Consider the following 19,180-nt stretch of genomic DNA (forward strand, 5'->3'; position numbering starts at 1 on the left):
CCCGCGTCAGGCGATACGGAAACTGTCCCCGTACACCTTCCACGCCAGCGGGGTCCGCAGCTCGAAGTTGTTCTCCCGGACGAAGACCCGCTGGGCGGTGTCCACCCGGCTGGTGTCCTCGTGCGCCGCCTCCTGCTTCATCGCCCAGACCCGGGCGTCGAGGAAGGCGTTGAGATAGGTCTTCTCGGTGCCGCCCTGGGCCGGTGGCCTCGCCTTGGCCAGGGCCCGCCGCCGGATGCTGCCGAAGGCCGCCGGGTCCCCGCCGTCCCCGTGCATGACCAGGGCGTCGTAGTAGATGAACTGGCCGAGCGCGCCCAGTCCGTCGCTCCTCCCGCGCTGGACGGCGGGGTTGAAGTAGACCCGGTCCCGCTCGTCGTTCTGCGCCGCCTTGAAGGCCGGGTCCTGGGCCGCCTTCCGCTAGTCCCGGGGATAGTGGGGATCGAGCCCCTGGTGCGAGTCGGAGCCGTCCACCGCGCGCAGGGCGGGCAGATAGCGGGCGAGGACATTGCCCGGCGCGCGCCGGGTGTACAGCTCGACCAGATCCAGCATGTCCCCGGTGCCGGAGCAGAAGCCGATGATTCCCGCCGTGTAGCCGCGGCCGTCGCGGATGTCCTCGATGTAGCCGTACTGGGCCTTCCAGTCGAGGCTGGAGTTCTCCGCGCTGGAGACCAGTTGCATGGCGATCTCCTTCTTGGCGGGGTCGTCCAGGTCCGGCCCGGCGGCCCGGTCCGCCGAGGCGGTCAGCGCGGAACGTACGGGGGAGCCGCCCGCCTCCGGCGAGCCGGGAAGGGTGGCGGCGGCGACCACGATCAGGGGTGTGGCGATCAGCGCCGCGCCCAGCAGGAGCCGGGACACGGACGGGCGGCGGGGACGCCGATGGGGGGTGGACACCGTACCTCCAGAGGAAGTTCGTCGTTACGGCGCTCGGGGGGCGGTATTTCCTGTCCCGCGCCGTCCATGCCGAAAACCCTGGAGGGGCGGCGAGTTCACGCCATTCCCGGTGTCCCCGCCGTCCGACCCCAGCGCCGTGTCCCCGCGGCCCGCCCGGAGTGCCGTGTCCCCGCCCTCACTTCACCCCGCCCTCACTTCACCTCGGTCAGCAGCCCCGTCGCCACATCGAAGACAAAGCCGCGCACCGCGTCGGTGTGGGGAAGGAAGGGATTGCACTCCACCCGGCGCATCGACTGCCGCACATCCTCCTCCAGATCGGGGAAGGCCTCCGGCGCCCACCACGGGCGGAGCCCGGTCTCCTGCTCGATCTCCCGCTTGAAGGCATCGTCGGTGAAGGTGAGCATGCCGCAGTCGGTGTGATGGATCAGCATGATCCGCCGGGTGCCCAGCAGCCGCTGACTGATGGCGAGGGAGCGGATGGTGTCCTCGGTGACCACTCCGCCCGCGTTCCGGATCACATGGGCGTCCCCCTCCCGCAGCCCGAGCATCGCATAGACGTTCATACGGGCATCCATGCAGGTGACGACGGCCAGCCGACGAGCCGGCGGCAGGGACAGCGGGCCGGAGAATCCGGCGGCGTACGCCTCGTTGTTGACCAGGTACTCATCGGTCGCGGACATGATCTCCCCAAGGGCCGGGAACGGCGGACAATTCCGGATGTCGTTGGAAACGTAGCGATCCGGGGCGAGGGCCGGGGGAAACCGTCGGATACACGCCGTACCGGGGCCCAGATTGCGTGGAACCGGTCCATCCGCCGAATCCCCGTACGGATACGCCCCGGTGCCGCCGATGGGTGACCCGGCATGCGGCACGGGCCGCCCTGTGCTCTGGTGAGGGCAGAGCGCACGGTCGGCAGAGCGGGGTTCGGCGATGGAACCGGTGTCCGGCGGAGCGGGTCCCGGCACGGAGGCCGGGCCCCGGTTCGCCTTCCCCAGCGCGCTCACCGTCCTGGTCCTGGTCACCCTCGCCGTCTGGGCGCTGGCCTTCCTCATCCCGCCCGGCGCCTACGACCGCGGCCCCGACGGCGCACCCGTCGAGGGCACCTATCACCGGGTCGAGACCGGACAGAGCCTCACCGACCGGCTGGGCGACCTCTTCCTCTCGCCGGTCAACGGGCTCTACGGCATCCGCGACCAGGAGACCGGCCTGGTCGGGCCCACCCTCACCGGGGAGCTGTACGGCAGTGCGGGCATCTTCCTCTTCGTCCTCGCCATCGGCGCCTTCATCACCGTGGTCTTCGCCACCGGCGCCCTGGACCTCGGCATCGCCCGCCTCGCCCACCGGCTGCGCACCCGGGGCGCCCTGCTGATCACCGGCGTGATGGCGGTCTTCGCCCTGCTCGGTACGGTCGAGGGGTTCGCCGAGGAGACCCTCGGCTTCTACGGGCTGATCGTGCCGCTGATGCTTGCCCTCGGCTACGACCGGATGGTCGCCACCGGCACCATCATCCTCGGCGCGGGCGTCGGCGTGCTCTGCTCCACCGTCAACCCCTTCTCCACCGGCGTCGCCTCCGCCGCCGCGGGGATCTCCCTCGGCGACGGCATCGCCCTGCGCGCCGCCATGTGGGTGGTACTGACGTCGGTCACCATCGCCTATGTCGTCCGCTACGCCCGGCGGGTACGGGCGGACCCGGGCCGTTCCCTGAGCGGCTTTCTCCCCGGCGACCGTGAGCACGCGCGAGCCGGGGCCGCCGAGCCGCCGCCGCTCACCCGGCTCCACCGGACCGTACTCGCCCTGGTCGTCCTGGTCTTCACCTTCATGATCTTCTCCGTCGTCCCCTGGGCCGGTGCGCTGACCGGGGACGCGGCCGCCGAGCCGTACACCTTTGAACTGGGCTGGTCCTTCCCCGAGCTGTCCGCCCTCTTTCTGGTGGCCGCGGTGGTGGTCGGCCTGGTGGCCCGCTTCGGGGAGCAGCGGCTGAGCGCCACCGTGGTCCGGGGCGCGGCGGAGTTCCTGACCCCGGCGCTGGTCATCGTGCTCGCCCGGGGGGTCACCGTCATCATGAACAACGCCCGGGTGACCGATACCGTGCTCCACTCCATCGAGGGCGTGGTCCGGGGCACCTCGTCGGGGGTCTTCGCGATCCTGGTCTTCCTGGTCAATCTGCCGCTGGCGTTTCTGATCCCCTCCACCTCGGGCCATGCCACGCTGGCCATGCCGATCCTGGCGCCGCTGGCGGACTTCGCGGGGGTGCCCCGTTCCCTGGTGGTGACCGCATGGCAGTCGGCGAGCGGCTGGATGAACCTCTGGGTGCCGACGACCGCCGTGACCATCGGCGGGGTGGCCCTCGCCAAGGTGGGCTATGACCGCTATCTCCGGTTCGTCTGGCCGCTGTTGGTGGTGCTCGCCGTGCTGATCTGTGGCTTTCTTCTGGTGGGGGCGGCACTCGGCTGACCGCTCGCCCCGTGCGTGCCGAAGCAGGGGGCCTGGATACGGGGATGGGGTACGGGGATGAGGTCCAGGGTGCGGGTTGAATCGGGTCACAAGGGGTGAACGGGTCGCCGGTCCCCCGGAAAGGCTTGCCGCGCGGACCCACATATGCCATATAGGTCTGGACCATTCCAGTTCCCTCACGGAGGTCCCACCCGTGCAGCGTCCCCCCACATTTCCCGCGCTGGCCGTTCTGGGCGTCCTCGTTCTCACCGCCTGCGGCGGCGGTGACGACCAGGACCAGGACGGCAAGGCCCCCACCACGCCGACCGATGTCACCGCCCAGGCGGGCAGCGCCACCTCCGTCCATGTCATGTGGCAGGCGGCGACCGACAACGAGGCCGTCACCGGCTATGAGGTGTTCCAGGCGGACAAGAAGGTGAAGTCCCTGCCCGCCACCAAGACCATGGTCGACGTGGACGGCCTCAAGCCCCGTACCGACTACAGCTTCACCGTGCGCGCCAAGGACAAGGCGGGCAATCTCTCCAAGCCCAGCCCCGTCATCACCGTCACCACCCCGGCCCCCACCCCCGAGGACCACAAGCCCCCCACCGACCCCAGTGGGCTCAAGGGCACCCTGGACGGCGACCGGGCCGTGGGCCTCAGCTGGCGGGCCGCCACCGACAACACCGCGGTGACCTCGTACGACATCTACCAGGAGGGCTCCCGGATCCACAGCGTCGCCGGGACCGAGACCACCGCGAAGGTCACCGGACTGCGCCCCGGCACCGTCTACACCTTCACCGTCCGTGCCCGGGACGCCGCCGAGAACTCCTCCGCCGACAGCAACGATGTGGACCTGACCACCCCCGCCGGGAAGGGGGACGGGCCCAGCACCGCCCCCACCGCGCTGAAGGCCACCGCCGAGAAGGGCAGCATCGTCCTCAGCTGGAAGCCGCCCAAGGCGGACGGCGCGATCGAGTCCCATGAGCTGTATCTCAACGGCAAGCCCGCCACCACCATCATCTGGGGCGCGATGCCCAAGGGCGACACCGCCACGTACACCATGACGGTCACCGATCCGCCGGGCACCCGCTACAGCGTCAAGCTCCGGGCCAAGCTCCCCGACGGCAAGTGGGGCGACTTCTCGGCGCAGCGCACGGTCGTCGTCCGCTGATCCGGTCCGGGGCCGGCCGGTCGCTCCGGCCCGCCGGCCCCGCCGCCGGGGACCGTCGCCGGGAACCGCCGCGGCGACCGGCCGGCCCCGGTGGCCCCGGCCTTCACAACAAGTACATATCGCAATTCCGCCCTCGGCTGTGCCGACCCCCGCCGGGCTGATAAGCAGAGGGCAGGGGGGCTGTGTACGACGGGACTCCCGGTGTGTTCGTCTGCCAGGAGGTTCCATGTCCGCCGCCCCCGATCCCCGCGCGCGTGCCACCGCCGGGTCCGACCCGGCGGCCGATCGCCTCCGGGCCGTTCTCAGCGGCTGGCGGACCACCCTGGTCGATCTCGGCGGCCGCAACCGGCTGCTGAACTTCCGCCACACCCGCGCCAGCCTGGAGCTGACCTCTCCGGGCGCCGCGCAGCTCCTGCCCGGGCTGGTCAAGGGCTGGGAGTTCGCCCCCGTGACCGCTCCCGACGACGGCTCCGGCGACGGCCCCGGTGGCACCTCCGCCGATGTCTCCGGCGGCACCCCCGACGGGGCCGGCCGCACGGCAGCCGGCCGGACGGCGGCCCGTGCGACCCGCCCCGGCCTGGTCACCCACAAGGCCACCCAGGCATCCCTCGACGCCGCCCTCCACCAGCTGCGCCAGAAGTCCGCCCAGATGTACAACGAGTACGGTCTGTGGATCCTCTGGCTCGGCGTCGGCATGCTCGACTGGACCGAGGGCGGCGCCCAGGAGAGCAGCTCGGCCCCGCTGCTGCTGGTCCCCGTCGAACTCCGCCGGGAGCGCGACCGCCGCTGGCGGCTGCGGCTCGCCGAGGGGCAGGAACGCACCCACAACCCCGCCCTCGCCGTGAAGATGGAGCGCCTGGGCATCGACTGGACCGCCGTCTCCGGCGCCGAGGTCACCGACCCGGAGGGGGTCCTCGCCGCCGCCCGGGCGACCGCCGCCGGCCGGCCGGGCTGGCGCGTGGCGGACCGTACCGTCCTCGGCCTCTTCGCCTCCCACCGGGAGGCCATGTACCAGGACCTCCAGCAGAACGAGGAGCGCATCCTCGCCCATCCGCTGATCCGCGCCCTGGCCCTCGGCCCCGACGCCGGACTCCCCGACGACCTCATCGGCTTCGAACCCCCCGAGGCGGACCGGATCGACGAGGTCCAGCTCCCCGAGGAGACCCCGCTGGTCCTGGACGCCGACGCCTCCCAGCGCCAGTGCGTCGCCGCCGCCCTCGACGGCCGCTCCTTCGTGATGAGCGGCCCGCCCGGCACCGGCAAGAGCCAGACCATCACCAATATGATCGCCGCGCTGATGCACGCGGGCCGCAGCGTCCTCTTCGTCAGTGAGAAGGCCGCGGCCCTCGATGTGGTCCGCAACCGCCTCCGGGGCGTCGGCCTCGGCGACTTCGTCCTGGCGCTGCACAGCGGCGACACCGCCAAGAAGGCGGTCGCCACCGAACTCGCCCGGGTCCTCACCACCGAGGTCCCCGCCACCGGCGCCGCCCGCCACGAGCGGGACCGGGCCCGCGCCCTGCGGACCGGGCTCTCCGCCTACGCCGCCGCCATGAACATCACCCGGGACCCCCTCGGCCGTACCCTCCACGATGTCCTCGGCCGTCTCGTCCGGCTCGAACAGTCCGGTACGGAGCGCCTTCCGCTGCCCGCGAGCAGCGCCCGCGCCGCCCGGGAGCTGAGCGCGGCGGGGCTCCAGGACGTCCTGACCGCGGCCCGTGCCCTCGGCCGCGCCTGGCGGCCCGCCGTCGAGGGGGACGCCTTCCCCTGGCGCGGACTCGTCGCGGGTGACGCACCCCGGGTGGTCGCCGAGGCCCATGACGCCCTGGACTCCCTCCGTACCGCGCTGGAGCGGCGGCCCTTCCCCGGCGCGCTGGCGGAGCCCCGCTCCGCGCGGGAGGCCCTGGAGACGGTCCGTATCCTCCGGGAACAGCTCCCCACCGGGGCGTCGGGAACACCCGGGGCGTCGGGAACACCCGGGGCGTCGGGAACACCCGGGACGGCGGACGGCACAGCGGACGGGACGGCGGACGGTACGACCGGGGCCGCCGGGACCGACACCCTCCCCGAAGAGGTGACGGAAGCCCTCGCCCAGCTCGCCGACGCCCTCCGCCTCGCCCCCGCCGACGACCCCCGGGCCGCCCTCGCCCTCTGCGGGCTGGCCGACCTCACCGAGGCCCCCCACCGGCCCGAGCGCGCCTGGTTCGACCCCGATGTCCGCGCCCGCGCCCATGCCGCCGCCGGGGAACTGCGCCGCGCCCTCGACGACGAGCAGGCCGCCCGCTCCGCCGCCGAGGACCTCTTCGGCGACCGCGTCCCGCTCACCGAGGACCTCCCCGAACTGGTCGAACGCTTCGCCGGTTACGGTCTGTTCGCCCGGCTCACCGCCGGCTACAAGGCCGACCGCGCCACCCTGACCGCCCTCACCCGCGACGGCGCCTGGCAGGGGTCGATCCCCGGCCGGCTGCCCCAGGCACTCGCCTGGCACCGGGCCGCCGCCGAGGCCGGCAGGCTCGCCGCCCACCACCGCGACCTCCTCGGCCACTGGACCCCGCACACCCCCGGTGAGCTGCCCGCCCTCACCGAGGCCCTCGCCGCCGCCGACCGGATCGCCGCCCTCGTCCCCGACCCCGCCGCCCTGTCCCGCCTCGCCGGAACCCTCGCCCACGGCACCCCCGCCGACCCGCTCCCCGCGCTGCTCGCCGGGAACATCCGGCGCTCCCTGGCCGGCTGGTGCGCCCTCGCCGAGCGCCGCACCGCCCGCTGGTCCGCCTCCGTCACCGAACTCCTCGGACTCTTCGAACCCTCCCGGGCCGGCCGTCTCTCCCCGTCCCTGCTGGGCACCTTCGAACGGGCCCGGCTGGTCATCGAGGAGCTGCACGCCGACCCCGGCGGCCCCGAGGAGTGGCACGCCCACCGCGACGCCCTCGCCGTCCTCACCCGCCACGGCGCCGAGACCCTGGTCACCTCGGCGGCCGAACGCGGCGTCGATCCCGCCCGGCTCCCCGATGTGGTCGAACAGGCCCTGCTGCGCACCTGGGCCGACGATCTGCTCGCCACCGACACCCGGCTGCGGAACGCCCGCGCCGAGGACCTCGACGCCCGGGTCACCGACTTCCAGGAGGCCGACCGGCGGCTGGTGACGGCGGCCCGGGGCGCCGTGATCGAGGCGTGCAACGAGCGCCGCCCCCGCAGATTCGGCGGCGGAGCGGCGGCCCTGATCACCCGTGAGGCCGAGAAGAAGACCCGCCACCTCCCGGTACGGGAACTCCTCGCCCGTACCGGCGAGGTCGTCCGCGCGGTCAAGCCCTGCTTCATGATGAGCCCGCTCACCGTCAGCCAGTTCCTGCCGCCGGACTTCACCTTCGATGTGGTGATCTTCGACGAGGCGTCCCAGGTGCGCCCCGGCGACGCCGTCAACTGCGTCTACCGGGGCGGCACCCTCGTCGTCGCCGGGGACGACAAGCAGCTGCCCCCCACCTCGTTCTTCGACTCCACCGTGGACGACGACGCCGACGAGTACGACGAGGAGGTCCCCGACTCCTTCGAGTCGCTGCTCCACGCCTGCAAGGCCGGGGCGCTGCGGGAGCTTCCGCTGCGCTGGCACTACCGCAGCCGGCACGAGAACCTCATCACCTTCAGCAACCGCGCGTTCTACAGCAATTCGATGATCACCTTCCCGGGCGCGGTGGAGGAGGGCGACGATGTGGGGGTCTCCTTCCTCCCCGTCGCCGGGGTGTACGACCGGGGCGGACAGCGGGACAACCGGATCGAGGCGGAGTACGTCGCCCGCCGGGTCATCCACCACTTCGACACCCGCCCCGGCCGCACCCTCGGTGTGGTGGCGCTCTCCCAGGCCCAGGCCGCCGCCATCGACCTCGCCGTCCAGCAGGCCAGGATCGCCAGGCCCGACCTCGACCAGCGGTTCACCGAGGACCGCCTGGACGGCTTCTTCGTCAAGAACCTCGAATCCGTCCAGGGCGACGAGCGCGATGTGATGATCATGTCCGTGGGGTACGGGCCGGACGAGCGCGGGATCACCGGACTGAACTTCGGCCCCATCAACAAGAAGGGCGGCTGGCGCCGGCTCAATGTCGCCGTCACCCGGGCCCGCCACCGGATGGAGGTCGTCGCCTCCTTCACCGGCGGGGCCCTCGCCGACAGCCCCAACGAGAGCGTCCAGCATCTGAAGCGCTATCTGGAGTACGCGGAGCACGGCCCCTCGGTCCTCGCCCGCGATGTGCTCCTGACCGACGCCGAACCCGACAGCCCCTTCGAGGAGTCCGTCCTCGCCGTCCTCCGGGGCTGGGGCCATACCGTCCAGCCCCAGGTCGGCGTCGCGGGGTACCGGATCGACCTCGGGCTGCGCCATCCCGAGCTGCCCGGCAGCTTCGCCCTCGGCATCGAGTGCGACGGCGCCATGTACCACTCGTCCAAGGCGGCCCGCGACCGTGACCGGCTCCGCGAGGAGGTGCTCACCGGGCTCGGCTGGCGGCTGCACCGCATCTGGGGCACCGACTGGTACCGCCATCGTGCCGCCGCCGAGCAGCGGCTGCGGGAGGCGGTGGAGAAAGCGGTCGCCGAACGTCCGCTGCCCCTGCCCACCCTGGACACCCTGGAAACCCCGGCGGCGGGGGCCGTCCCCGAGCCCGAGCCGGAGCGGGTACCGGTGGACACCGAGGCGGCCCGTGACTGGGCGACCGCCTATACGACCAGCTCCGTCGAGGTGACACCCCGGTATGAACTGCACACCCAGGAGGCCCGCCCGGCGCTGCGGAAGGTGCTGACCCAGATCCTCGGCGCCGAGGGCCCCATCCACACCGACCTCCTCGTCCAGCGGGCGCGGGAGGCGTGGAACGTCGGCCGGGCCGGGGCCAGGATCCGGCAGAACGTCGACGCGGTCGCCCGCGCCCTGGTCCGCTCCGGGACGGCCACGGCGGACGGCGACTTCTACGATCTGACGGAGCGCGAGCCCCTGCGGGCCCGCTTCCCCACCAGCGACCCGGCCGCCCGGAAGATCGCGCACATCGCCCCCGCCGAACGCCGTCTGGCCCTCCACCGGATCGCCGAGGAGTGCCCCGGTATGACGGAGGCCGAACTGATCCGGCAGGTCAGCGAGTTCTTCGGCTGGCGCAGGACCGGCAAGGAGATCAAGGACGTCCTCCAGGAGGACATCGCGGAGCTGTACCGGCGCCGCACGCTGGAGGGCGGACCCGGCAGGATCAGCGCCGTGCGCTGACTCCTTGAAGGCGGGCCGGGGTCAGCCGGTCCGTCAGCCGGTCCGTCCGCCGAAGAGTCCGGCGGCGTCCGCGCGGGCCCAGATCGACGCCAGCCCCGCGTCGTCGACGGTGGACCAGTCCTCGGGGGTCTCCACCAGGGCCCGCCCCAGCCGCCGTCCGAGACCGACCAGGGCCCGGCCCCGGGCGGCCCGGACGGTGTCGTACGCCCGCAGCGCCCCCACCGCCCGGTCGGCCCGCAGCGCCCGGTCGGCCCGCAGCGCCCGGTCGGCCCGTAGCGCCCCCGCCCGTCCGCCGACCTCCGCCGTCCCGTCCGTCCCGTCCGTCGCATGGCGCAGCGCGGTCTCCAGGGCCAGCGCGTCCTGGAGGGCCTTGACCGCCCCCGCGCTGGTGTGCGGACGGGCCACCGTGGCCGCGTCCCCGAGGAGGGCGACCGCCCCGCTGACCCCGGGCTCGGCGGTGAAGTCGTACAGCGGCTGGACGAACAGCTCCCCGGGGTCGGTCCGGCCGATCACCTCCGCCCAGAACGGCGGCAGCCGCTCCGCCGCCAGCGCGGTGAGATGGGCGTACGGGCGGGAGCCGAGGGTGCCGGGCGGCAGACTGCCCGGCTCGGGCCCCGGCCGCTCCAGCTCCGGCGGCGGGGCGGTGTAGAGGACCCAGTTGACCCGGAGTCCGCCGGTGCCGTCCGGGATCCGGTAGACCACCAGATGGCCGCCGTCGAAGACCACATACGCCGCCGTCTCCCGCTCCCAGCGCGCCGCGCCGGGCAGCCGGTGCTCCGGGTAGGCGCCGCGCCAGGCCCAGTACCCCGCGTACGAGGGACGTACCCCGGGGCTCACGGCCTCGCGCACCACCGAGCGATAGCCGTCCGCGCCGATCACCAGGGAGTGGTGGCGGGTCCCCGCCGCCGTACGGACCTCGGCGCCCGGGAGGGCATCGCCCGCCGCCGGGATGACGGAGTGGACGGTGGCCCCCGTGCGGACGTCGGCCCGGCCCCGGAGCGAGGCGCGCAGACCCCGCCAGAGCGCCCCCCAGGTGTAGGCGCGCAGGGCGAAGGGTTCCTCGGTGTGGATCAGGCGTCCCAGCGGTCCCCCCGCGCCCCTGACGTACCAGCGACGGCGGGAGATCGGGGCCCAGGGGGTGTCCGGGGCCAGATATCCCGCCGTGGTCAGCTCCCGGCCGAGGGGTTCGAGGACGGCGACCCCGACCCCCCGTTCGGCGAGGTCGCCCTCGGTCCGCTCGTACACGGTGATGTCCCGGACACCCGCCCGGTGCAGGGCGAGCGCCGCCGCACACCCCCCGATGCTGCCGCCCACGACGGCGGCTCGCAGTTCCGTCATGGCCGCATCATGGCAGCCGGGCGGCGTCCGGCGGGGGAGGATGCCGGGATGCGCGGGGCTCAGAGGGCCGGGGGAGTCCGGTGGGGTCGGCCGGTGAGCAGCTCATAGGCGGGCAGGGTGAGGAACTCCTCGTACCGCTCGTCCAGTGCGACCTTCAGCAGCAGATCGTGGGCCTGCCGCCAGCGCCCGGCGGCGAAGGCCTCCTCGCCCAGCGCGTCGCGGAGCGCGTCGAGTTCGGCCGAGGCGAGGGCGCGGACCAGCTCCGGGGTGACCCGCTCGCCGTTCTCCAGGACGACACCGGTGTGGGTCCACTGCCAGATCTGGGAACGGGAGATCTCGGCGGTGGCGGCGTCCTCCATCAGATGGAAGATGGCGACCGCGCCCACGCCCCGCAGCCATGCCTCGATGTAACGGATCCCGACCTGGACGGCGTTGCGCAGCCCCGCGCCGGTCGGGCGGGCGTCCAGGGTGTCGAGGGCGATGAGATCGCCCGGGGCCACCGAGACCTCCTCGCGCAGCCGGTCCTTCTGGTGCGGCCGCTCGCCGAGGACGGCGTCGAAGGAGGCCAGCGCGAGGGGGACGAGATCGGGGTGGGCCACCCAGGAGCCGTCGAAGCCGTCGGCCGCCTCACGGTCCTTGTCGGCGCGGACCTTCTCGAAGGCGACCCGGTTGACCTCGGGGTCACGGCGGGACGGGATGAAGGCGGACATCCCGCCGATGGCGTGCGCACCCCGCTGGTGGCAGGTGCGCACCAGCAGTTCGGTGTACGCGCGCATGAACGGGGCGGTCATGGTGACCGCGTTGCGGTCGGGGAGGACAAAGCGCGGCCCGCCGTCACGGAAGTTCTTGATGAGCGAGAAGAGATAGTCCCAGCGGCCCGCGTTCAGCCCGGAGGCGTGTTCGCGCAGCTCGTACAGGATCTCCTCCATCTCATAGGCGGCGGTGATGGTCTCGATGAGCACGGTGGCGCGGACGGTGCCCCGGGGGAGGCCCAGATACTCCTGGGCGAAGAGGAAGACATCGTTCCAGAGCCGTGCCTCCTGATGGGACTCCAGCTTCGGCAGATAGAAGTAGGGGCCCTTGCCGAGGGTGAGCAGCGGGCGGGTGTGGTGGAAGAAGGAGAGTCCGAAGTCGACCAGGGCGCCGGGCAGATCGCCGCCGTCGGGTCCCTGGAGATGGCGCTCCGGCAGATGCCAGCCGCGTGGGCGCAGTACGACGGTGGCCAGTTCGGCGTCGGGGCGCAGGGTGTACGGCTTTCCGGTGCGCTCGTCGGTGAAGTCGATCCTCCGGTGGTACGCGTCGCTCAGGTTCAGCTGGCCGGTGATGACGTTCTCCCAGGTGGGCGCGGAGGCGTCCTCGAAGTCCGCCAGCCAGACGCGGGCCCCGGAGTTGAGGGCGTTGACCGTCGACCTGCGGTCGGTGGGGCCGGTGATCTCGACCCGCCGGTCCTGGAGGGCGGCGGGGGCGGGGGCGACCCGCCAGGAGTCGTCGGCGCGGATCGCCGCGGTGGCGGGGAGGAAGTCGAGCGTTCCGGTACGGGAGATCTCCGCGCGGCGCTCGGCCCGCCGGGCCAGGAGTTCCGCCCGGCGCGGGGTGAAGCGCCGGTGCAGCTCGGCCAGGAAGACCAGGGCCGGTTCGGTCAGGATCTCGTCCTGCCGGGGCAGCGGCGGGCCGGTGACGACGGCCGGCCGGGACGGCGCTGGTGCGGTCATGAGCGGTCACTTCCTTCGGCTGCGGGGCGGCGGGGCCAGGGAGCCCGGGGGCCCGGGGAGGGAGCGATCGATCGGGGTATTTCTGTTGTGCGGACGTTAGTTTCCTCATGGTGGAAGTGCAAGGGTGGTGACCGGCCACGGGGCGCCGGTTGCCGGTCGCCGGTCGTCGGTCGTCCGCGCTACGGGGTCAGGCGGTCGAGGTCGGCGGGGGTGTCGATGTCGTGGGGGTCGGCGATGTCGCCGCACTCCACCAGCTGGAGCGCGGCGGTGTGCCACCGCAGATAGGCGCGGGCGCCCCGGTCGCCCTGGGCGCCGGCCGCGACCCCCTCCCAGCGGTCGGCGCCGATGAGCACCGGATGGCCGCGCAGACCGTCGTACCCGGCCGCCGCCAGTGCGGTACGGGAGCGGTACGCGGCACGGACCCGGGCCACCGCCGCCGCTCCCACCCCCGGCTGGTCCACCAGGGCCACCAGGGCCGCGTCGGCGCCCGACGCGGCCAGCGACGCCAGCCCCGCCCGCAGCGACGAGCCCATGCCCAGCGCCCATGCCGGGTTCTCCACGACCACACAGCCGCTGAGGTCGGCGGTGGCCCGCACCCGGTCGGCCGCCGCGCCCAGGACCACATGCACGGGGTGGCAGCCGCCCTCCCGCAGGGCCCGGACGGCGTGCTCGACCAGGGGGGCGCCACGGTGTGGCAGCAGCGCCTTGGGCCGGCCGCCCAGCCGCCGCCCGCCGCCGGCCGCGAGCAGCAGTCCGGCGACGGTCGCGGGGCCGGAGGCGCTCCCGGCCGCGCCGGATGTCTCCGCTGGGGTCATCGGATGTACCGCCCTCCGTCGTGTGCGTCCGTGTGCGTCCTGTGCGGTGGCCCCGGCGCTCTTACCCGGCACCCTTCCGCCCGCGCTTCCGTTTCTGCTTCTGATCCCGTCTCCGCAGCGGACCGATGACGCTCGGTCACCGGAATGTCAAGTCCGATGCCCCGAATTCACCCCGTGATAGCCCTGACGTTGGTCTGCCCGGGTGAGAACAAGACGGCGCCGAAGGGACCGTTTCTGTCGCACCATGGCCGAAATGCCGGGTCTCCACCCCGTCCGTCCATCCCCCGGAAGGGCCCCCGGGCGACCCGGGCCCGGCGCCGGGCGCTCCCCGGCCGGGGCCCGGAGGCACCCGCCCGGTGCTGTTCGGGGCGTCTGAGCGGCGTGTTCCGATGCGGGATCGCCCGTACCCCGGACCAAGACGGCTCACACCTCCGCCATATGACCGTTTGGCGCAATGCGACCGAACCCGTACAGCCGTCGGCCTGAATTCGTCCCCTTGAGTGGCGCGTACCGCGCGTCATGGCGTTAACTTGCCCGCAACTCTGGGTGGTTGACCGTCGACTGACGGTCGTGCGGACCGTCCCCGGAGGTGTGCGAGGGGGAGAGCTTTGTTGCGCAGCGTGGGGCAGACGCCGGTGACAAACAGTGGGACAGAGACAAAGGATCCGCGGATGACGGCCCTGGGGGTGACGGTTCTGCGGCTCCGACGGGAGCTGGCCGGAAATCCTGGACGCTTTCCCGATCGGGACATCGCCGATCGGGAGCTGGTGGTACTGGCCGCGATGGCGACGGGCGGGCAGCCGGACATTCCCCGGATGCGGCGCTCGCTGCTGCTGATCGCCGGGGCGATCGGATCGGTCAGCGCGCTGGGCCCGGCCCTGTTGCAGGTCCGGGGTGCGGTGGACCTCTTCGGGGAGGCGTCCCGGTAGCCCCAGGGTCGGGGGTTCACGCGTCCGGGCGGCGGACCCCCGTACAGCTCCTCCGGTGGACCCCGTACGCCCGGGTGCCGGACCGCTCGCGGGTGTGGACGCGGGCGGATCCGGCAGCGGTGGCGGGGTCGCCGGGGTCGACTTAGCGTGGGGCGAGATGTGGCATTCATCCACTCTCGTCCAGAGGAAGTCGAAACATGGCTGACAAGCCTGCAATCGTGCTGGTCCATGGGTTCTGGGGAGGCGCGGCCCACTGGGGCAAGGAGATTCTCGAACTGCGGCGCCGGGGCTACGGCGATCTGCACGCCGTGGAGAACCCGCTGACCTCGCTGGCGGAGGACGCCGAGCGCACCCGGAAGATGGTCAAGCAGATCGACGGACCCGTGGTGCTGGTGGGGCACTCCTACGGTGGCGCCGTCATCACCGAGGCGGGGGATCTGCCGAACGTCATCGGACTGGTCTATGTCGCGGCGTTCGCGCCCGACGCGGGCGAGAGCCCCGGGCAGATCAGCCAGGAGCTGCCGCCCGCCGCGTTCGACAATCTCGTGCCCGACTCGGACGGCTACCTCTGGGTCAAGCAGGACAAGTACCACTGGAGCTTCGGCGCCGACCTGTCCGAGGACGAGGCGTATGTCATGGCGGTCACCCAGAAGGCACCGCTCGCCTCGACCTTCGGGGACAACATCACCGACCCGGCCTGGCGCAAGAAGCCGACCTGGTACCAGGTGTCCACGGCGGACCGGATGATCCACCCGGACAACGAGCGGAAGATGGCGGAGCGGATGTCCCCGCGCAAGATCATCGAACTGGACGCCAGCCATGCCTCGCTGGCCTCCCACCCGCAGGACATCGCCGATCTGATCGACGAGGCGGCGTCGGGCTGAGCGGGCGGCCGGGCCCCTGCCGGGGCGCGTGACCCCGGGGAGCGGGGCCGCGCGCCCCGCCCGTGCGCCGGGACCCGTACCGGCGCCGTGGGTCGCACCCGTACCGCCGTACCTGTCCCGCCGTCGTACCTGTCCTGCCGGTGGCCCGTACCGCCCGTGTCCCGTGCCCGGGTCAGCCGCTCAGTGTGCCGGTGCTGTTCAGCTCCGCCGACAGGGCGCGCGCCGCCTCCTGGAGGGCGGGCACGATGTCCGAGGTGGCCGCCTCGGTGACCCGGCCGGCCGGCCCCGAGATGGAGACCGCCGCCGCGGTGGGGGAGTCCGGCACCGGGACGGCGAGACAGCGCACCCCGATCTCCTGCTCGTTGTCGTCCATCGCGTACCCCTGGCGGCGCACCTCCTCCAGCGCCCGCAGAAAGACCTCGGGCGAGGTGATGGTCCGGTCGGTGGCCGCGGGCATCCCGGTCCGCGCCAGCAGGGCGCGCACCTCGTCGGGGGTGGCCCCCGCGAGCAGCGCCTTGCCGACCCCGGTGGAGTGCGGCAGTACCCGCCGCCCCACCTCGGTGAACATCCGCATGGAGTGCCGGGACGGCACCTGCGCCACATAGACGACCTCGTCGCCGTCGAGCAGGGCCATGTTCGCCGTCTCGCCGGTGGCGTCGACCAGCCGGGACAGATGGGGGCGGGCCCAGGTGCCGAGCAGCCGGGAGGCCGACTCGCCCAGCCGGATCAGCCGGGGGCCCAGTGCGTAGCGGCGGTTGGGCTGCTGCCGGACGTAACCGCAGGAGACCAGGGTGCGCATCAGCCGGTGGATGGTGGGCAGCGGTAGCCCGCTGCTGCCGGAGAGTTCGCTGAGCCCGACCTCACCGCCCGCGTCCGCCATGCGTTCGAGCAGGTCGAAGGCGCGCTCCAGGGACTGCACGCCACCGCTGCTGGCGGACTTGGCGGCGTCGGAGGTGCTGGCGCTGGAAGTCGGCACGGATGGCGGTCCTTTCGGGCGGACGGGCAGGTGTGCAGCCTACCGGCCCGCGCCCGTCCCGGGTGAGCCGTCCTTCTGCCCAATGGAATCAACTTTCCGGCGGGCGGAAGAAGAAAGTGCTCCCTGTTCTTGACGGTCAAGGGGGCCCGGGTGAACACTCCTTCAACAGTTCGTTGACTTTCGCATGTCCGTGTGGAAGGAGAACGGGTGACCGAGAACGACGTGGGTCTGATGGTGCGATCCACCCGGGTGATCACGCCCGAGGGGGAGCGGCCGGCCGCCGTCGCGATCAGGGGCGGCACCGTCATGGCGGTGCTGCCGTACGACACCCCCGTACCCGCCGGGGCGCGGTGCGAGGACTTCGGCGGTGACGCCGTCCTTCCGGGCCTGGTCGACACCCATGTCCATGTGAACGACCCCGGCCGCACCGCCTGGGAGGGGTTCGGACCGGCCACTCGGGCCGCCGCGGCGGGCGGTGTCACCACCCTGATCGATATGCCGCTCAACTCCGTACCGCCCACCACCACCGTGGAGCATCTGCGGATCAAACAGGACACCGCACGGCACCGGGTCCATGTGGACACCGGCTTCTGGGGCGGGGCGCTGCCGGACAACACCGGGGAGCTGAGGGCCCTGCACCGGGCCGGGGTCCAGGGCTTCAAGTGCTTTCTCTCGCCCTCCGGTGTGCCCGACTTCCCCGAACTGGACGCCCCCGCGCTGGAACGGGCCCTGGCGGAGGTCGCCTCCTTCGGCGGACTGCTGATCGTCCATGCCGAGGACCCCGGCGGGTTGACGGAGCAGCGGCCCGGCCCCCGCTACACCGACTTCCTCGACTCCCGCCCCGACGCGGCCGAGAAGAGCGCCGTCGCCCGGCTGATCGAGGGCGCGCGGCGGTTCGGGACCCGGGTCCATGTGCTCCATCTCTCCTCGGCCTCCGCCCTGCCGCTGATCACCCGGGCGCGGGCGGAGGGGGTGCGGATCACCGCCGAGACCTGTCCGCACTTCCTCGCGCTCACCGCGGAGGAGATACCCGACGGCGCCACCGAGTTCAAGTGCTGCCCGCCGATCCGGGGCGCCGCCAACCGGGAGGCGCTCTGGGCCGGTCTCGCCGACTCCACCCTCACCTGTGTGGTCTCCGACCACTCGCCCTGCACCGCCGAGTTGAAGACCCGTGACTTCGCCTCCGCCTGGGGCGGGATCTCCTCGCTCCAGCTCGGTCTCCCGGTGATCTGGACGGAGGCCCGGCGGCGGGGACACACCCTGGCGGAGGTCGCCCGCTGGATGTCCCAGGGGCCCGCGCGCCTGGCCGGCCTCGGCCGCAAGGGCGCGCTCGCCCCCGGCCGGGACGCGGACTTCACGGTCCTCGCGCCCGATGAGCGCTTCACCGTCGACCCCGCCCGGCTCCACCACCGCAACCCCGTGACCGCGTACGCGGACCGGGAGCTGACCGGAGTGGTCCGCTCCACCTGGCTGCGCGGTGAACGGATCGCGGCGGACGGGGTTCCCTCCCGGCCCACCGGCCGGCTGATCGATCGGGACGACCGCCCATGACCCCCCGTTCCGTACCCGCCGTTCCGTCCTTCACCGGGGACGCGCTGCCCTACCGGGGCGGCGATCCCTGGGCCGACTACCGCTCGCCGGGCGCGGACGGATTCCCCTTCGACCGGCTCACCGATCTCGCGGACCGGCGGCTCGGCGGCGGGGTCGTCGCCGCCAACGACGAGTTCTTCGCCGAGCGCGAGCATCTGCTGACACCGGGGCCCGCCGTCTTCGACCCCGAGCGCTTCGGCCCCAAGGGCAAGGTCATGGACGGCTGGGAGACCCGCCGCCGCCGGGGCACCGGGCCCGGCCGGCCGCATCCGGCGGACGGGGACCACGACTGGGCGCTGATCCGGCTGGGGGCGCCGGGAATCGTCCGGGGCGTCGTCGTCGACACCGCGCACTTCCGGGGCAACCACCCGAGCGCCGTCTCCGTCGAGGCCACCGCCGTCGACGGCACCCCCGCACCGGAGGAACTCCTCGCCGGGGACACCGCCTGGACCACCCTCGTCCCCCGTACCCCCGTCGGCGGGCATGCCGCGAACGGGTTCGCGGTCGGGGTCGAACGGCGCTTCACCCATCTGCGGCTGCGTCAGTACCCCGACGGGGGTGTGGCCCGGCTGCGGGTGTACGGGGAAGTGGTCCCCGACCCCGTCTGGCTCGGCGCGCTGGGCACCTTCGACCTGGTCGCCCAGGAGTTCGGCGGCCGGGTCGAGGACGCGTCCGACCTCTTCTACTCACCGGCCGACAACACCATCCGGCCGGGGCGCGCCCGGCGGATGGACGAGGGCTGGGAGACCCGCCGCCGCCGGGACCGGGGGCACGACTGGATCCGCTACCGGCTGGTGGAGCGGGCGGAGATCCGCGCGGTGGAGATCGACACGGCGTATCTCAAGGGGAACAGCGCGGGCTGGGCCGCACTGTTCGTCCGGGACGGCGGGCACGGTACGGACGGCGTCGGCGGTACGGAGGGGTCGAACGGCGCGGAGAGCGGGTGGACGGAGATCCTCCCCGCCACCCGGCTCCAGCCCGACACCGTCCACCGCTTCGTCCTGGACCGGCCGGTCACGGGGGACCGGGTGCGGCTGGAGATTCACCCGGACGGGGGTATCTCCCGGCTGCGGGTCCTCGGCACCCTCACCGCCGACGCCACCATCCGCCTCCACAACCGCCACCACTTCCTGCGGCCCTGACCCGGCCCCGTTCGCCGGCCGGGGCCGCCCCGCCCGGTGGCACCGGCGGAGAGCGGCGGT

General features: G+C 73.1%; 12 protein-coding genes and 1 pseudogene. 7 read left to right on the forward strand and 6 right to left on the reverse strand.

Going from position 1 to position 19,180, the window contains the following annotated elements:
• Positions 1-6: 6 nt before the first annotated feature.
• Together ABT354_RS09640 and ABT354_RS09645 are read right to left on the reverse strand one after the other, a co-directional pair.
• Positions 7-891: pseudogene (locus tag ABT354_RS09640) on the reverse strand (chitosanase).
• 191 nt (positions 892-1,082) lie between these two features.
• Entirely contained in the window at positions 1,083-1,571 is a 489-nt protein-coding gene (locus ABT354_RS09645; RefSeq protein WP_351491274.1) for a beta-class carbonic anhydrase, read from the reverse strand.
• Between the two features lie 250 nt (positions 1,572-1,821).
• Between ABT354_RS09645 and ABT354_RS09650 the strand changes: the two genes are divergently transcribed.
• The 3 genes from ABT354_RS09650 (at position 1,822) to ABT354_RS09660 (ending at position 9,734) form a co-directional block, all read left to right on the forward strand.
• Positions 1,822-3,345, forward strand: a complete 1,524-nt coding sequence (locus ABT354_RS09650) for a YfcC family protein (RefSeq protein WP_351491276.1) — start codon at positions 1,822-1,824, stop codon at positions 3,343-3,345.
• A 193-nt stretch (positions 3,346-3,538) separates the two neighbouring features.
• Positions 3,539-4,498: a fibronectin type III domain-containing protein gene (locus ABT354_RS09655; protein WP_351491279.1), complete on the forward strand. Its 960-nt coding sequence runs from the start codon at positions 3,539-3,541 to the stop codon at positions 4,496-4,498.
• Between the two features lie 226 nt (positions 4,499-4,724).
• Positions 4,725-9,734 (forward strand): DUF3320 domain-containing protein, encoded by a 5,010-nt coding sequence (locus tag ABT354_RS09660; protein WP_351491281.1) that lies wholly within the window; start codon positions 4,725-4,727, stop codon positions 9,732-9,734.
• A gap of 33 nt (positions 9,735-9,767) precedes the next feature.
• Here ABT354_RS09660 and ABT354_RS09665 read toward each other — a convergent pair whose 3' ends face one another.
• The 3 genes from ABT354_RS09665 to ABT354_RS09675 all read right to left on the reverse strand — a co-directional run bounded on the left by ABT354_RS09665 (position 9,768) and on the right by ABT354_RS09675 (position 13,599).
• On the reverse strand, positions 9,768-11,072 hold the full coding sequence (locus ABT354_RS09665; RefSeq protein WP_351491283.1) for an FAD binding domain-containing protein: 1,305 nt from the start codon (positions 11,070-11,072) through the stop codon (positions 9,768-9,770).
• 59 nt (positions 11,073-11,131) lie between these two features.
• Positions 11,132-12,784: a malate synthase A gene (gene aceB / locus ABT354_RS09670; protein ID WP_351491285.1), complete on the reverse strand. Its 1,653-nt coding sequence runs from the start codon at positions 12,782-12,784 to the stop codon at positions 11,132-11,134.
• 179 nt (positions 12,785-12,963) lie between these two features.
• On the reverse strand, positions 12,964-13,599 hold the full coding sequence (locus ABT354_RS09675; RefSeq protein WP_351491287.1) for a nucleotidyltransferase family protein: 636 nt from the start codon (positions 13,597-13,599) through the stop codon (positions 12,964-12,966).
• 608 nt (positions 13,600-14,207) lie between these two features.
• On the opposite strand from ABT354_RS09675, the gene ABT354_RS09680 reads away from it, so the two are divergent.
• Both ABT354_RS09680 and ABT354_RS09685 read left to right on the forward strand, forming a co-directional pair.
• Entirely contained in the window at positions 14,208-14,528 is a 321-nt protein-coding gene (locus ABT354_RS09680; RefSeq protein ID WP_351491289.1) for a DUF5955 family protein, read from the forward strand.
• Positions 14,529-14,725: 197 nt separating this feature from the next.
• The gene (locus tag ABT354_RS09685; protein ID WP_351491291.1) at positions 14,726-15,412 is read left to right on the forward strand and encodes an alpha/beta hydrolase; all 687 of its coding nucleotides are present in this window, start codon (positions 14,726-14,728) and stop codon (positions 15,410-15,412) included.
• Positions 15,413-15,584: 172 nt separating this feature from the next.
• Here ABT354_RS09685 and ABT354_RS09690 read toward each other — a convergent pair whose 3' ends face one another.
• On the reverse strand, positions 15,585-16,388 hold the full coding sequence (locus tag ABT354_RS09690) for an IclR family transcriptional regulator (RefSeq protein ID WP_351491294.1): 804 nt from the start codon (positions 16,386-16,388) through the stop codon (positions 15,585-15,587).
• 231 nt (positions 16,389-16,619) lie between these two features.
• Here ABT354_RS09690 and allB point away from each other — a divergent pair, with 231 nt between their 5' ends.
• Both allB and alc read left to right on the forward strand, forming a co-directional pair.
• The gene (allB, locus tag ABT354_RS09695) at positions 16,620-17,939 is read left to right on the forward strand and encodes an allantoinase AllB (RefSeq protein ID WP_502983387.1); all 1,320 of its coding nucleotides are present in this window, start codon (positions 16,620-16,622) and stop codon (positions 17,937-17,939) included.
• Entirely contained in the window at positions 17,936-19,120 is a 1,185-nt protein-coding gene (gene alc, locus ABT354_RS09700; protein WP_351491299.1) for an allantoicase, read from the forward strand. The genes allB and alc overlap by 4 nt, the downstream gene beginning before the upstream one ends.
• Positions 19,121-19,180 lie beyond the last annotated feature (60 nt).

This window comes from Streptomyces sp. NPDC000594, from assembly GCF_040299965.1.
In the GTDB taxonomy this organism is placed as follows: Bacteria; Actinomycetota; Actinomycetes; order Streptomycetales; family Streptomycetaceae; genus Streptomyces.